Genomic DNA, 14,989 nt, shown 5'->3' with positions numbered 1-14,989 from the left:
CATGACCGACAGCCCCGCCCGGATCCTTCGCCCCGGACAGACCATCGGCATCCTGGGTGGCGGCCAGCTCGGCCGGATGCTCGCGGAAGCCGCCTCTGCGCTCGGCCTGAAGGTGCATGTCCACTGCCCGGAAGCCGGCAGCCCGGCCTTCGATGTCGCCGCCCGCCACACCCTGGCCGCCTATGACGATCTCGACGCGCTCGATGCCTTCGCGGCCGCGGTTGACGTCGTCACCTATGAATTCGAGAACGTGCCCGGTCCCACCGCCGCGCATCTGGCCTCGCGCGTCCCGGTCCGCCCGGGGCCGCGCGCCCTCGCCGTGGCGCAGGACCGGCTGAGCGAGAAGGATTTCCTTGCGGCAGCCGGGATTGCTCTTGCCGGCTACGCCGCCATCGACACCCTGTCCGACCTGACGCAGGCCCTCGCCCGCTTCGGCGGCAAGGGCGTCCTGAAGACCCGCCGTTTCGGGTATGACGGCAAGGGCCAGGTGATGATCCGCGACGCGTCTGCTGCAGCCGAAGCCTTCACCAGCCTTGGCGGCGCAGGACTGGTCCTCGAGGCCCTCATCCCCTTCGAGAAGGAAGTGTCCGTCGTCGCCGCGCGGAGCGTCACCGGTGAGGTCGCTGCCTATGACATCACCGAGAACCACCACGAACACCACATCCTGAAGACGTCCACCGTGCCGGCGAAGGTGAGCCCCGGGACTGCGGCTGCGGCCCGGCAGATCGCCGGTCAGATCCTCACCGCCCTCGATTATGTCGGGGTGATCGGGGTGGAGATGTTCGTGGTCGGGACGGGTGCGGACGAGCATCTGCTGGTCAACGAGATTGCCCCGCGCGTGCACAACTCGGGGCACTGGACGCAGGACGCCTGCCTCGTGTCGCAGTTCGAGCAGCATGTGCGTGCCGTTGCCGGCTGGCCGCTGGGCAGCGCCGCGCGGCACAGCGACGTGGTGATGGAGAACCTGATCGGCGCCGAGGTGGATGCCTGGCAGACGATCCTGACCGAGCCCGCGGCCCGGCTGCATCTCTACGGCAAGGCGGAGAGCCGCCCGGGCCGGAAGATGGGCCACGTCAACCGGATCGCGCCCCGATCCTGACGTGTCCTGACGTGCCCTGACAGGTCCTGACCGGGGCACTGAGCCACAGAAGGATCGCTCAGGTGGCCGGCAGCAGACCGACCTCCCGGCGGCGGGCAAAGCGCCAGATCGCGAGCACCGCCGTCGAGGCCAGACCACCGGCCAGCCCCCACCAGATGCCGATGCCGCCAAGACCGAGCGGGAAGGCCAGCACGTAGGACAGTGTCATGCCGATGGCCATGTAACCGACCATGGCATAGAGCAGCGGGGTCAGCGTGTCGCCCAGCCCGCGCAGGATGCTGGCCCCGGCCACCTGGGCGCCGTCGGCGATCTGGAACACCGCCGCCACGCCGAGAAGCCCGACCGCAATCGCCAGCACCTCCTGCGAGGCGGGATTGTCCATGTCGAGGAACAGCGACACCAGAACGCCGGGAATGGTCCAGAAGGCGATGGCCGCCAGCGCCATGAAGGCCAGCGTCAGGCCGAGCGCCGTCCAGCCGGCCCGGGCAATCCCGTCAAGGTCACGCTGACCGGCAGCCAGCCCGACGCGCGTCATGCCGGCCTGCGAGATGCCAAGCGGCACCATGAAGGTGATCGAGGCAATCTGCAGCGCGATGCCATGCGCCGCGAGCGGCAATGTCCCGACCCAGCCCATCATCATGGTCGAACCGGTGAACAGCAGCCCTTCGGCCACGATCGTCAGGCCGATCGGCGCGCCCATCCGCAGGATCTGCCAGAACACCGGCCAGTCGAGCCGCCACAGCCGGCCGAAGATGTTGAAGCGCCGCAGGCGCGGCTGGGTGACCACATAGGCAGCCAGGATGAGGAAGGCGAGCAGCTGGGTGCAGAAGGAGGCGATGGCCGCCCCGACCAGCTCGAGCCGCGGAAAGCCGAAATGGCCGAAGATCAGCACATAGTTGAGCGCGGCATTGAGAACGGCACCACCGATGGTCGCCCAGAGCACGATCTGCGGCCGGTTCATCACCGTGACGAAGGCGCGGGTCGCCATGATCGCCAGCGCCGGCAGCATGGTCCACTGCATGACGCGCATGTAGTCCGCCGCAAGGGCGGCCAGCTCTGCCGACTGGCCAAGCAGGATCAGGATCTCCTCGGTGAACCACAGCACCGCCCACACGGGCAGGCAGTAGAGCGCCACCGCCCAGAGCCCCATCCGCACTGTCCGGCGGAGATCGCGGGGGGCCTTGCGACCCAGCGCCTGGGCCGCCAGCGGGATGATGGCCTGGGTCATGCCCATGCCGAAGAACCAGAACAGGATGTAGAGGTTGTTCGCAAGCACGACCGCACCCAGCTCGACCGGGCCAAGCCAGCCGACCATGATGATGTCGGTGGTGGTGATGGCCATCTGCGCCAGCTGAGCCCCGGCAAGCGGCAGGCCGAGCGTCAGGGTGGGCGCGATGTCGCTGCGCCAGAGCGCAGGCAGGGTCAGGGCGGGCTTTGTCGACACACGCAAGCTCCAGAGACGGGTGGATGCGCGGCATCGGGCAGACCGACGGGTCCGGCGGTCGGCGCAAGGGAGCGCAGAGCGGACAGCACACCAGAAGGACAGAAAAGACAATCGGGCAGACCAGAGGTAGTTGGTTTGCGTGCGGCTGTCCAGACACAGGGCACGGAGCACAGAAACCGGCACGCCCGTCCGACCGGATCGCAAGTCAGGTGGACAAAACCGGCTGTTTCTGGTAAGTACGCGCGCCTGAGAGGGAAGTATCCGCACCGCCGTGTCTGGCGCTTCGTGCGCGTGGCTTCATCTCGGAAAGCAATCATGTTCGACAACACGTCCGCGCTTGATGGCGGCTGTGGCAGGATGGGATTAGACGCGTGCAGGTTCTGGTTCGCGACAACAACGTTGATCAGGCGCTTCGGGCGCTGAAGAAAAAGCTGCAGCGCGAGGGCGTGTTCCGCGAGATGAAGCTCCGCGGCCACTACGAGAAGCCCTCCGTCAAGAAGGCTCGCGAGAAGGCGGAAGCCATTCGTCGTGCCCGCAAGCTGGCCCGCAAGCGTGCGCAGCGCGAAGGTCTGCTGACCGGCCGCGCCTGACCCGCGCCTCCAGTCGAGCACCGCTTCACGGTCTGACCGGTCGGCCCTCCGGCCGGTCTTTTCGTGACTCCGCCGTGCCGACCATTGCCAAACGGCCGGTGACACTGCACCGTCCGTACCGACCGGGTTCGCACCGGCAGACCGTGCCCCGGTCGGCCGACTGTCGCTCCCGGACCAGACGCGCAACAAGCCTCGGGGCAAGACCCGGACCAGCGGTCCCAGCTCGCCGATGTAGTGGATACCTCATGACCCAGATGCCGTGCACTCTTCGCCTTCACCGTACGCCGGCCTCCCGCCGGGGCGGTGCTCTTGCTCTGGCTCTCGTGGCAGCTCTGGCGCTGGCAGGTTGCCAGACATCGGACATCTACAGCGGCGTGCCGATCGACACGGCCGCAGGTTCGAGCGCGAACATCGCGTCGCTGACCGAAGTCATCAAGTCCAACCCGCGGGATGCCAACGCCTACAACACCCGCGGCGTGGCTTACGGCAAGGCCGGCAAGCTCGATCTGGCGATGCAGGATTTCAACACCGCCCTGAAGATCGACCAGGGCAATTACCAGGCCTATGCCAACCGCGCGCTGGTTGAGCGCCGCCGGGGCAACATGGCCAATGCAGTCGCCGATTACGACCGGGCGCTGCAGATCAAGCCGGACTACGACGCCGCCCTCGTCGGTCGTGGCAACACCTATCGTCTCGCCGGCCGCTATCCGGAAGCCCTGCGTGATTTCGATGCGGTCATCCGGCGCAACTCCAACGACGCCCGTGCCTTCCACAACCGGGGCCTGATCTATCAGGCCCAGGGGCAGCACAGCTTCGCCATCGAGGATTTCTCGACCGCGATCGTGCTCAATCCCAAGGCCTCGGAACCCTACATCGCCCGCGGCATCTCCTACATGAAGATGAACGATCCGCAGGCGGCGCTGGCCGACCTGTCCGAAGCGGTGAACTTCGACAAGAACTCCGCAATCGCCTGGGCCAACCGGGGCGTGGCGCTGGAAATGCTGGGCCAGGTCGAGGACGCCAAGCGCAACTACAACCGCGCGCTTGGCCTCGACAGCGGCAACCAGCTCGCCCGCGAGGGGCTGGGCCGGGTCAGCCGCTCCTGAGCCTGCGGCGGGGCCCGGCTAGAACGGCGCCCCAGAACGGCCCCCCAGAACGGCCCCCTAGAACGGCACCGTCGTGCCGAAGGCCATGTCCGCGCCCGTCATCGGGTGCCGGAAGCTCAGGTCCCGGGCGTGCAGCTCCAGGCGGGGACTGAACAGCCTCGCCTGCTCGTGCGCATAAAGACTGTCGCCGACGATCGGATGGCCAAGGCTCAGCATGTGCACGCGCAGCTGATGCGAGCGGCCGGTCACCGGTTCCAGCTGCATCAGCGTCGTCGGGCCCTCACGGCGCAGCACGGACCAGCGCGTCAGCGCCGGCCGCCCCTCGACCGCACAGATCTTCTGCTTCGGGCGATTGGGCCAGTCGACGATCAGCGGCAGGTCGACCTCTCCGGCCTCTGCAGCCACCTCGCCCCAGACGCGGGCCACATAGGCCTTGCCCGTCTCCCGTCGCTCGAACTGCATCGACAGGCGACGATGGGCCTCGGCGTTGCGGGCCAGCACCATCACGCCAGACGTGTCGAGATCGAGGCGGTGGACGATGCGGGCACCACGGATCTGGGCCGCCAGCCGGGTCACCAGGCTGTCCTGCCGATCCTCGCCGCGTCCGGTGACGCTGAGCAGGCCGCAGGGCTTCACCACGACGATGACATCCTCATCGACATGAAGCACCTGAAGGGGGCCCTCCGGCGGAAGATAGTCGAAAGGGATCGGCTGTGTGTCGTGCATGCCACGCGTATGACGTTTTGTCCCCTGAAACGCAATGGTTGCCCAACTCTGGCGTTTTTTTAAGGCTAGCCTGCTAGGGACGAGACACGGTGAGGGTCGGCGAACGATGACGCGAGGACGGGGGCGGCTGGGGCCAGGGCATGGTTGATCTTCTGTTTCCCGTCACCCTGATCGGCGCCGGTCTCGTTCTGGTCTCGGTGATGACCAGCGCGCTCGCCTTCCGCTTCGGTGCTCCGTTGCTGCTCGTGTTCCTCAGCGTCGGCCTGCTGGCCGGCGAGGACGGTCTCGGCATCCATTACAATGACGCCGGCTCGGCCTATTTCATCGGCAGCCTCGCCCTCGCGATCATCCTGTTCGACAGCGGCTTCAACACCCGGATGCGCTCGATCCGCCAGGCGGCAGCACCGGCGCTGATGCTGGCCACGGTCGGCGTCCTGCTGACAGCCGGGCTTGTCGGCGTTGCAGCCCATTTTCTGTTCGGCCTGCCGTGGCTGGAGGCCTTCCTGCTCGGCGCGATCGTCGGCTCGACCGACGCGGCCGCCGTGTTCTTCCTGCTCCGCGTCGGCGGCATCACCATCCGCGATCAGGTCCGTTCCCTGCTCGAGGTGGAGTCCGGCTCGAACGATCCGATGGCCATCTTTCTCACCATCATCCTCGTCGAGCTGATCCTGAGCGGCGGCAGCCAGGAGAATGCCTGGCTGGAGATGCTCAAGGGCTTCGGCATCCAGATGGGCTTCGGCCTGCTCTTCGGCCTGTTCGGAGGCTATGTCGTGCTTGCGGGCGCGAAGGTGATCCGGCTGGAGGGAACCCTCTATCCGATCAGCATCCTGTCTTTCGCGCTGGTGCTGTTCGGGCTGACCGGCATGATCGGGGGCAGCGGCTTCCTTGCCGTCTATGTCGCCGGCATCGTTGCCGCCAACAACCAGCTGCAGGGCCAGGTCAGCCTGCGCCGCTTTCTCGAGGGCCTGACCTGGATGGCGCAGATCGCCATGTTCCTGACCCTCGGCCTGCTGGCGACACCGTCGAACTTCCTGGCCATTGCCATCCCGGCGGTGCTGCTTGCGCTGGTCCTCACCTTCGTTTGCCGTCCGCTCGCCGTCTGGCTCTGCCTGCTGCCCTTCGGCTACAAGCGCAACGAGACGGCCTTCATCTCCTGGGTTGGCCTGCGCGGCTCGGTCTCGATCCTTCTCGGCATCATTCCCCTCGCCGGTGGCATGGAGAACGGGCAGCTCCTGTTCAACACTGCCTACATCGTCGTGCTGGTCTCGCTGATGCTGCAGGGCTGGACGATTGCACCGATGGCCCGGAAACTGGGCCTCATCGTGCCGGCACGCATGGGGCCGGTCGAGCGCCTCGAGCTGGAACTCCCCGGCGGAGGCGACCATGAGCTGGTCGTCTACAAGGTGGCGGCGGAGAGCCCCGTCGCGCTCGGCGACGAGCGCCTGCCCCGCTGGGCCCGCCCCTCCCTTGTCGTGCGCGACGGCCATTCCATGCGCTACCAGTATGCCGGGCGCCTGCAGACGGACGATCTCGTCTACATGTTCGTGGCGCCGCAATACATCCGTCTGCTTGACCGGCTGTTCGCCAGCCCCGTCCGTCTGACACTCGACGACGAGGACTTCTATGGCAAGTTCGTCATCGACCCGCACCAGCCGATGTCGGCCCTGGCCGAAGCCTATGGCCTGTCCGGCCTCGTCGACCCGGCGCAACCGCCGGTCTCGATCCGGGATCACATGACCGAGCGGCTCGGCGGCACGGCAGAGGTAGGTGATCGTATCAGCTGCGGCGAGGTCGAGCTGATCGTCCGCGACCTTGATGCGGACGGGGCCATCTCGGAGGTCGGGCTGTCGATCGAGGAGACGGAAAAGACACCCAACCTGCCCCTGTTCCAGAGCGGCCGGGAGTTGTGGCAGCTGCTGCGGGCAAGACTGGCAAGCAAGGGCGGACAGGGTTAGTCCGCGTCGCGCGGAGCCGGCCCCGGGCCCGGGCCGGGATGGCGATAAAGGGCCTTGCACAAAGCAGAACGGCCCCGTTTCCGGGGCCGTCCTTTGTGTCGCGAGAGAGGTCGTCCATCCGGCCTTCAGAGGGCCTTGACGATCTCTTCGGTCATCTTCTTGGCATCGCCGAACAGCATCATCGTCTTGTCGAGGAAGAAGAGTTCGTTCTCGATGCCGGCATAGCCGGAGCCCATGCCGCGCTTGATGAAGAGCACGGTGCCGGCCTTGTCCACGTCGAGGATCGGCATGCCGAAGATCGGCGACTGCGGATCGTCGCGGGCGGCCGGGTTGGTCACGTCGTTTGCGCCGATGACATAGGCCACGTCCGCCTGCGAGAATTCCGAGTTGATGTCTTCCAGCTCGAACACCTCGTCATAGGGGACGTTGGCTTCTGCCAGCAGCACGTTCATGTGACCGGGCATGCGGCCCGCGACCGGATGGATCGCGTATTTTACCTCGACGCCCTCGGCCTTGAGCTTGTCGACCATCTCGCGCAGCGCATGCTGCGCCTGGGCAACCGCCATGCCGTAGCCCGGGACGATGATCACCTTCGAGGCATTCTTCATGATGAAGGCCGCGTCGTCGGCCGAGCCCTGCTTGACCGGACGCTGCTCGCCTCCGCCAGCCCCGCCGGCCGCTGCGGTCTCGCCGCCGAAACCGCCAAGGATGACCGAGATGAACGACCGGTTCATGCCCTTGCACATGATGTAGGACAGGATCGCGCCGGACGAGCCGACGAGTGCACCGGTGACGATCAGGGCCATGTTGCCGAGCGTGAAGCCGATGCCGGCGGCGGCCCAGCCCGAGTAGGAGTTGAGCATCGACACGACCACCGGCATGTCCGCGCCGCCGATCGGGATGATGATCAGGACACCGAACACGAAGGCGACGAGAACCACCAGCCAGAAGGCCACGGCACTCTCGGTGGCAACCAGGATGCCGACCAGAACCACGAGGGCAACGGCGAGGCCGATGTTGATGGCGTGGCGCCCCGGCAGCATGATCGGCTTGCCCGACATGCGGCCGTCGAGCTTCAGGAAGGCAATGACCGATCCGGTGAAGGTGATTGCACCGATGGCCGCCCCGACGGAGGCCTCGATCAGCGCCTGGGCGTGGATGTTGCCCGGCTCACCGATGCCGAAGGCTTCCGGCGCGTAGAGCGCGGAGGCCGCAACGAACACCGCCGCCAGGCCGACCAGCGAGTGGAAGGCCGCAACCAGCTGCGGCATGGCCGTCATCGGGATGCGGCGGGCAATCACCGCGCCGGCACCGCCACCGATGGCCACGCCGGCGATGATGATCAGCGCGGAGCTGAAGGTCACGCCCGTGGCAAACAGCGTGGTCACGACGGCCAGCGTCATGCCCACCATGCCGTAGGTGTTGCCCTGGCGCGAGGTTTCCGGATGGGACAGGCCACGCAGGGCCATGATGAAGAGAACGGCGGAGATCAGGTAGAGAACGGCCGTGATGTTTGCAGACATGGATCGGCCTCCTCAGCGCTGCTTCTTCTTGTACATGGCGAGCATTCGGCTGGTCACGAGGAACCCGCCGAAGATGTTGACGCTGGCCAGGACCAGGGCAATGAAGCCGAAGATCCGCGCCATCAGCGCGCCGTCGCCATGCGACAGGTCGACGCCGACCGCCAGCAGTGCGCCCACGACGATCACCGAGGAGATCGCATTGGTCACCGCCATCAGCGGCGTGTGCAGGGCCGGGGTCACCGACCAGACCACGTAGTAGCCGACGAAGATCGCCAGCACGAAGACCGACAGCAGGAACACGAAGGGCTCGATCGCGCTGGCCCCCACCGCCTCGGCTGCCCGCACCGCCAGATCGGTCGCCGTTCCGGCAATCTGGTCGGCATAGGACTGGGCTGCGGCCGCCGCTTCCTGCGCCGTCTCGGCCGCCTCGCGCGCGGCCTCGGCGGCAGCGCGCGCCTTTTCCAGCGTCTCGGCTTGATTCACATCGCTCATCTCGTCCCCCCCTTACGACTGGGCCGCCGCGAAGGCGGGATGGACCACCGCCCCGTCGCGCGTCAGCACGGTCGCCTTGACCAGTTCGTCATCCCAGTTCGGCTTCAGCGTCTTGCTTGCCTTGTCGACCATGGTCTCCAGGAAGGCGACCAGGTTCTTGGCATAGAGCGCGGAGGCCGAGGCCGCGATCCGGCCCGGCACGTTCAGGTGCCCGACGATCTTGACGCCGGAGACGGTCGCAACCTCGCCGGCGCGGGCGCCTTCCACGTTGCCGCCACGCTCGACCGCGAGATCGACGACGACGGACCCGGGCTTCATGCTGGCCAGCATCTCCGCCGTCACCAGACGGGGAGCCGGCCGGCCCGGGATCAGCGCCGTGGTGATGACGATGTCCTGCTTGGTGATGTGCGAGGCCACAAGTTCGGCCTGCTTCTTCTGATAGGCCTCGGACATCGGCTTGGCGTAGCCGCCGGCCGTTTCCGCCTGCTTGAACTCCTCATCCTCGACGGCGATGAACTTGGCGCCGAGCGATTCGACCTGTTCCTTCGAGGCCGGGCGCACGTCGGTCGCCGTCACCACCGCGCCGAGCCGGCGGGCCGTGGCGATGGCCTGCAGGCCGGCGACGCCCGCACCCATGACGAAGACGCGCGCGGCCGGAACCGTGCCGGCGGCGGTCATCATCATCGGGAAGGCGCGGTCGAACTCGGACGCGGCGTCGATCACCGCGCGGTAGCCGGCCAGGTTGGCCTGCGACGAGAGCACGTCCATGACCTGTGCGCGGGTGATGCGCGGCATGAACTCCATCGCAAAGGCGGAGACCCCGGCCTCGGCCATGGCCGCCAGCTCGGCGTCCCTGCCATAGGGGTCCATGATCGCGATGACCAGCGCGCCGGACTTGATCAGCTTCAGCTCGGCCGCATCCGGCCGGCGAACCTTGAGCACAACGTCGGCCCCGGCATAGGTCGCCGCCGCGTCCGCGGAGATGACCGCGCCGGCCGCTTCGTAGTCGGCGTCCAGGATGCGCGAGGTCGTGCCCGCTCCCGTTTCGATGGTAACCTCGAAGCCGAGCGTTTTCAGCTTCTTCACGGTCTCCGGCGTTGCCGCGACGCGGGTTTCCACCGCGTCGCTCTCGCGCGGCACAGCTATCCTCATTCCAGGCCCTCCCAGGGAAAACAAAGCAGCGACGGATACCACCGACGAAAACGCCGCCCCGGGGGGCGGCGCTCGGTCAGACGGTCACAAAGGCCAACAGACCCGACAGGACGAAGACGGCCGTGGCAGGGATCCATCCCTTGTCGCCCATGGCCATGCCGGCCGCGATGGACAGCAGGTTGGCGATCATGAGGATCCAGCCGAAGACAACCGCAGACGTACCGCCGAAGGCGAACATGATCAGGATCACGACAACGGTCAGGACGGCGATGGTGCCGATCTTCGAGAAGTTGATGAACCCCTCGTACGTGCGCTCATGCTCGGCATAGTCCATTGCGGAAGAAGAGTTGTTCGACATCAATAATAACCCCGACTGTTGGTCACTAGTGGTGGTGGACAGTTTCGTCATGCGAAACAATCCGACACGACAAGGTGATCCGGCCCGAAAGTCTCCGCATGGATGACATCCGGTCCGAACCTGTCATTACGCTGCCTCCGCCGGGCTTGCTAGCCCAGTTTTGGCCAAAACAGTTCGCTGGCTCTCTGAGATTTTTTTCACCTCGAAGCCGTCGATCTGTTCGTTGAACAGACGATAGAAGTTCAGCTCCGCGCGCAGATGCAGAAAGACACCGCCGAGCCCGATGGCCGCACGGTCCATGAACACGAATTCCCGCGGAACCGTGACCGGACCCAGCTCCTTCAGGGCCTTCTGCACGCGGAACGCCTCCTGGCGCCCGTACTCAGCCGGGCTGACGCCATCAGCGATGGCGCGCACCCGGTCCGTCAGCAACGGACCATAGATGAATCTGGCCCAGATGTTGAGGACATTGATGAGCTCGCGGGTCAGACTTTTGAAGCCCCAGCTTTCGTAGGCGTGGACGATTCGTGCCTCGTCGTCGTGCAGCAGTCCCTTGTACAGGTCGACGACACCTCCGACGAAACGGGCCGGGAAGATGCGGATGCAGCCGTAGTCGAGCAGATTGATGCCACCCGGCTCGTTGCCTTCCGCAAACACCGTGTAGTTTCCGAGATGCGGATCACCGTGGATGACGCCGTAATGGCTGAAGGGATGCCACCAGGCGTGGAACATGGTCCCGGCCAGCCGGTTGCGCAGATCGAGGCTCGCGTCCTTCCAGGCGAGCATCGGCCCGCCCTCCAGCCAGCCCATGGTCAGGAGGCGCTGGGTCGAGAGCTCGTCGACCACATCGGGCACGCGGATGCGCGGCTCGTCGGCGAGCACGTGCCGGTAGACGGCCATCTGCCGCGCCTCGCGCGTGTAGTCGAGTTCCTCGCGCACCCGTTCCGAGATCTCCTTCGCGATCTCGCGGGTGTCGATGGCCGACTGCATCCGGCGATGGACGGAGAACAGGAGGGCCAGCTGCTTCAGGTCCGCCTCCACCGCCGAGGCCATGTCGGGATACTGCAGCTTGCAGGCGAGCGTGCGGCCGTCCGGGCCGGTCGCGCGGTGGACCTGGCCGAGCGATGCGGCAGCCGAGGGTTCCTTGTCAAAGGCCGCAAAGCGCCCCTGCCAGTCATCGCCCAGCTCGGCGCGCATCCGGCGCTTGACGAAGGCCCAGCCCATCGGCGGAGCGTTCGACTGCAGCTTGGCCAGTTCGGCCGCATACTCGGGCGGCAGCACGTCCGGGATGGTCGACAGGAGCTGCGCCACCTTCATCAGCGGCCCCTTCAGGCCGCCGAGCGCGGCAGCCAGCTCCGCGGCCCCCTTCTCGTTGTCCAGCTCCATGCCGAACAGGCGGGCTCCGGCCAGCTTCGCAGCGATCCCGCCGACATTGGTGCCGACACGGGCATAGCGCCCGACCCGCGCCGACAGGCGGTTGGCCTCCCGGTCCCGTGCCGACGCCCCCGGCCTGTCACCGGACTGATTCCTGTCATTCGCCATCTTCGCTTCCCTGGCTGGCGGCCTGTGCAAGGGGCAACGCCCGTCTGACGTCCTTACGAGGCGGCGAGGCTCTCCAGATCGCTCGCCAGCCGGTCCCTGTGTCCGGTCAGTCCCTTGTAGGCCAGTTGCGCGGGCTCCATGGCACGCAGCTGCGCGGCCAGTCCGGCGGCAAGCTGGCGCCCCTCCGGATGGGTCGCGAGCAGCATGAGCGGATCCTGATGGATCTTGATCGTGAACAGGATGTCGCCGGAGGCGGGCAGCCGGCGCAGGGTCTGGCGCTCCACCCGCACGAACAGCGCGGCCAGCAGCGAGCCGTCCACCGTGCCGACCTGCGGCGTCAGCTGCTTGGCCTCCGGATGGTGCAGGTCGTCGTCGTCATAGATCGACCAGTTGTAGCGACCGATGATCTGGCCGTCGCGCAGGTTGTCGAAGATGCGGTCAACCGTCTGGCCCATGCGCCCGGCATAGCCGGGAACATTCTCGTGGATGACGCTCATCGGCCGGCTGACCTTTTCCGCAAGGGACCACGACGAGGGAAAGCACAGCGAGGCGGCGGCGATCCTGTACCCGTCGGCGCCCTTGCGCATCAGCACCAGATCATCCTGGACCAGCCGGCTGGCCCTGAGCAGCGCGGGCTCGTCGGCCTCAAGGGCGACGGTCACAGTGCTTCCCGTCACACTCAGTCCAGGCCCGGTCAACCCGTAGAGATCGGGGTGGGTGGCAGGCAGATGCGACGCAAGGAGCCGCAAGGTCTCTTCCTGCGCCGCCTCCGTGCCGGGCTCGGCGCGGAACACCACGTCGCGCCGGCTGGCGATCAGCTCGGCCTTGCGCGCCAGGTGCCGGGCAAGATTTCCGTCCGGATCAAACCAGTGCTCCGTCGCCACCGGCTCGAGGCCGATGGTGAAGGGCTTCTTCGAGCCATCATAAGGCGTGTGGCGGAACGGGGCCGCCGGTCCCGTCTCCGCTGCCTTCATCGGCCGTCCATGGCCTCCAGCTCGTCGATGATCCGCTCGATCACCGACAGGCCGCGCTTCCAGAAGCCCGGGTCGGTCGCATCGAGACCGAAGGGGGCGAGAAGCTCGCTGTGGTGCTTGGTGCCGCCGGCCTTGAGCAGGTCGAAGTACTTCTGCTGGAAGCCCGCATCGGCGTCTTCGTAGACCGCATAGAGCGAGTTCACCAGGCAGTCGCCGAAGGCGTAGGCATAGACATAGAAGGGCGAATGGATGAAGTGCGGGATATAGGTCCAGAAGGTCTCGTATCCGTCTCCGAGGCGGATCGCCGGCCCGAGGCTCTCGCGCTGGACCTCCAGCCAGATCTCGCCCAGCCGCTCCGCCGTCAGTTCACCGGTACGCCGCTCCGAATGCACCTTGCGCTCGAAGGTGTAGAAGGCGATCTGGCGCACGACCGTGTTGATCATGTCCTCGGCCTTGCCGGCGAGCAGGATCTTGCGGGCCCGCGGCGTGTCCGCCTTGTCGAGCAGGGAGCGGAAGGTCAGCATTTCGCCGAAGACGCTGGCGGTCTCCGCCAGGGTCAGCGGCGTCGGCGCCATCAGCGGGCCGTTCGGCCCGGCCAGCACCTGATGCACCCCGTGGCCCAGCTCATGCGCCAGCGTCATCACGTCCCGGGTCTTGCCCAGATAGTTGACAAGGACATATGGGTGCGCGCTCGGCACGGTCGGATGGGCAAAGGCACCCGGCGCCTTGCCTTCCCGGGCCGGGGCGTCAATCCAGCCGCGATCGAAGAACCGGCCGGCGATCTCGGCCATCTCCGGCGAAAAGCCGGCATAGGCCGACAGCACCGTGTCGCGGGCCTCGGCCCAGGAAATGACGCGGTTGTCCGCTTCCGGCAGCGGTGCGTTGCGGTCCCAGTGATTGAGCTTGTCCATGCCGAGCCAGCGCGCCTTGAGCGCGTAGTAGCGGTGGGACAGGCGCGGATAGGCATCGCGCACCGCAGCGACCATCGCATCCACCACCTCGCGCTCGACCCGGTTGGCCAGGTGACGGCTGTCGGCGATGTCCTCGAACTTGCGCCAGCGGTCGGAGATTTCCTTGTCCTTGGCCAGCGTGTTGGTGATCAGCGTGAAGACGCGCAAGTTCGCCTTGAATGTCTCGGCGAGGGCATCGGCTGCCGCCTTGCGCCGTACGGGCGAGCTGTCCTGCAGCAGGTTCAGCGTTGCCTCGATCGGCAGCGGCTCGCCGTCGACGGAAAACCGCAGCGACGCGATGGTCTCGTCGAACAGGCGGTTCCAGGCACCGCGTCCGGTGACGGACTTCTCGTGGAACAGTTGCTCGACGCGATCTTCCAGCTGATACGGCTTTTCCTTGCGCAGGTCCTCGAACCAGGGGCGGTAGTGCCGCAGCCCCGGATCCGCCAGGGCGGTTTCCAGCACCGTGTCGTCGATGCCGTTCAGCTCCAGCGAGAAGAACAGGAGATGCGAGCTGGCCGTCGTCACCTTCTCCTGGATGTCGCCGTAGAACTTCTGCCGTGCCGGGTCGGTCGTCTTGCCGGCATAGACGAGCCCCGCGTAGGAGATGAGGCGGCCCAGCAGGTCCTCGAGATCCTCGAAGGACTGCACGGCGGCCAGCAGGGCCTCCGGATCCTCCGCAGCGAGCCGCGCCAGATTGCCCTTGTAGGCCGTCTCGAAACTCCGCGAGCGGTCGAGGGCGGCCTCCAGGTCCGCCTTCACCTGCGGTGCGTCGGGGGCGGCATAGAGATCGGACAGATCCCATTCCGGCAGATTGCCAAGGGCGGCACCGGCGCTGGCGGGAGAGCGGGCGATTTCGATGCGGGTCATGACTCCTCCGGTTCGGGACCGGCTGCGGCAGCGCCGGCGCGGTCCGTCTGTCGTGCGGGCAAGGGGCCCCTCGCGGGGCAGTGCTCCCTGTTTAGGGCGGAAGCCCCCTTCTCGGCAATTGCGGATATCTCCGTCACCTTGTCCGAGTATGGACGATTTGTTTACCCGATGCCGACCAAGATGGCCCGAATTGAGACAGGCACCAGCA

At 66.7% G+C, this 14,989-nt stretch carries 13 protein-coding genes; 4 read left to right on the top strand and 9 right to left on the bottom strand.

Translation table 11 applies throughout. From position 1 onward, the window contains the following. Position 1 precedes the first annotated feature (1 nt). A complete protein-coding gene (locus GWI72_RS15795) occupies positions 2 to 1,099 on the top strand; it encodes a 5-(carboxyamino)imidazole ribonucleotide synthase (RefSeq protein WP_161709312.1) in 1,098 nt (365 codons plus the stop codon). 58 nt (positions 1,100 to 1,157) lie between these two features. On the opposite strand, the gene GWI72_RS15790 is transcribed toward GWI72_RS15795, so the two are convergent. Continuing rightward, positions 1,158 to 2,543 (bottom strand): MATE family efflux transporter, encoded by a 1,386-nt coding sequence (locus GWI72_RS15790; protein WP_208995911.1) that lies wholly within the window; start codon positions 2,541 to 2,543, stop codon positions 1,158 to 1,160. A gap of 371 nt (positions 2,544 to 2,914) precedes the next feature. On the opposite strand from GWI72_RS15790, the gene rpsU reads away from it, so the two are divergent. Next, positions 2,915 to 3,133, top strand: a complete 219-nt coding sequence (rpsU, locus tag GWI72_RS15785) for a 30S ribosomal protein S21 (protein ID WP_161677269.1) — start codon at positions 2,915 to 2,917, stop codon at positions 3,131 to 3,133. A gap of 254 nt (positions 3,134 to 3,387) precedes the next feature. After that, complete coding sequence (locus tag GWI72_RS15780; protein WP_161677470.1) at positions 3,388 to 4,239, top strand: tetratricopeptide repeat protein; 852 nt, start codon at positions 3,388 to 3,390, stop codon at positions 4,237 to 4,239. 57 nt (positions 4,240 to 4,296) lie between these two features. Here the strand turns inward: GWI72_RS15780 and GWI72_RS15775 are convergent, their stop codons facing one another. Then, a complete protein-coding gene (locus GWI72_RS15775) occupies positions 4,297 to 4,908 on the bottom strand; it encodes a pseudouridine synthase (protein WP_390806741.1) in 612 nt (203 codons plus the stop codon). A 197-nt stretch (positions 4,909 to 5,105) separates the two neighbouring features. Between GWI72_RS15775 and GWI72_RS15770 the strand changes: the two genes are divergently transcribed. Next, positions 5,106 to 6,920, top strand: coding sequence for a potassium/proton antiporter (locus GWI72_RS15770; RefSeq protein ID WP_161709310.1), 1,815 nt, complete (start codon positions 5,106 to 5,108; stop codon positions 6,918 to 6,920). 125 nt (positions 6,921 to 7,045) lie between these two features. Here GWI72_RS15770 and GWI72_RS15765 read toward each other — a convergent pair whose 3' ends face one another. The 7 genes from GWI72_RS15765 to GWI72_RS15735 form a co-directional block, all read right to left on the bottom strand. Next, complete coding sequence (locus GWI72_RS15765) at positions 7,046 to 8,443, bottom strand: NAD(P)(+) transhydrogenase (Re/Si-specific) subunit beta (RefSeq protein ID WP_161677272.1); 1,398 nt, start codon at positions 8,441 to 8,443, stop codon at positions 7,046 to 7,048. 12 nt (positions 8,444 to 8,455) lie between these two features. Then, complete coding sequence (locus GWI72_RS15760) at positions 8,456 to 8,935, bottom strand: proton-translocating transhydrogenase family protein (RefSeq protein ID WP_161709309.1); 480 nt, start codon at positions 8,933 to 8,935, stop codon at positions 8,456 to 8,458. 12 nt (positions 8,936 to 8,947) lie between these two features. Then, positions 8,948 to 10,087 (bottom strand): Re/Si-specific NAD(P)(+) transhydrogenase subunit alpha, encoded by a 1,140-nt coding sequence (locus GWI72_RS15755; RefSeq protein WP_161709308.1) that lies wholly within the window; start codon positions 10,085 to 10,087, stop codon positions 8,948 to 8,950. A 76-nt stretch (positions 10,088 to 10,163) separates the two neighbouring features. Continuing rightward, positions 10,164 to 10,445 (bottom strand): aa3-type cytochrome c oxidase subunit IV, encoded by a 282-nt coding sequence (locus GWI72_RS15750; protein ID WP_179956198.1) that lies wholly within the window; start codon positions 10,443 to 10,445, stop codon positions 10,164 to 10,166. Positions 10,446 to 10,571: 126 nt separating this feature from the next. Further along, complete coding sequence (locus GWI72_RS15745; RefSeq protein ID WP_161709307.1) at positions 10,572 to 11,987, bottom strand: ABC1 kinase family protein; 1,416 nt, start codon at positions 11,985 to 11,987, stop codon at positions 10,572 to 10,574. Positions 11,988 to 12,040: 53 nt separating this feature from the next. Further along, positions 12,041 to 12,961 carry a heme-dependent oxidative N-demethylase family protein gene (locus GWI72_RS15740; protein ID WP_161677276.1) on the bottom strand — a complete coding sequence of 307 codons (921 nt, stop codon included), beginning with the start codon at positions 12,959 to 12,961 and terminating at the stop codon, positions 12,041 to 12,043. After that, positions 12,958 to 14,781, bottom strand: coding sequence for a M3 family oligoendopeptidase (locus GWI72_RS15735; RefSeq protein WP_161709306.1), 1,824 nt, complete (start codon positions 14,779 to 14,781; stop codon positions 12,958 to 12,960). The genes GWI72_RS15740 and GWI72_RS15735 overlap by 4 nt, the downstream gene beginning before the upstream one ends. Positions 14,782 to 14,989: the final 208 nt, after the last annotated feature.

This window comes from Pannonibacter sp. XCT-53, assembly GCF_009915765.1.
Lineage (GTDB): Bacteria > Pseudomonadota > Alphaproteobacteria > Rhizobiales > Stappiaceae > Pannonibacter > Pannonibacter tanglangensis.
The sequence above is the reverse complement of the archived record's forward strand: the minus strand, read 5'-3'. Positions and strand labels throughout refer to the sequence as shown.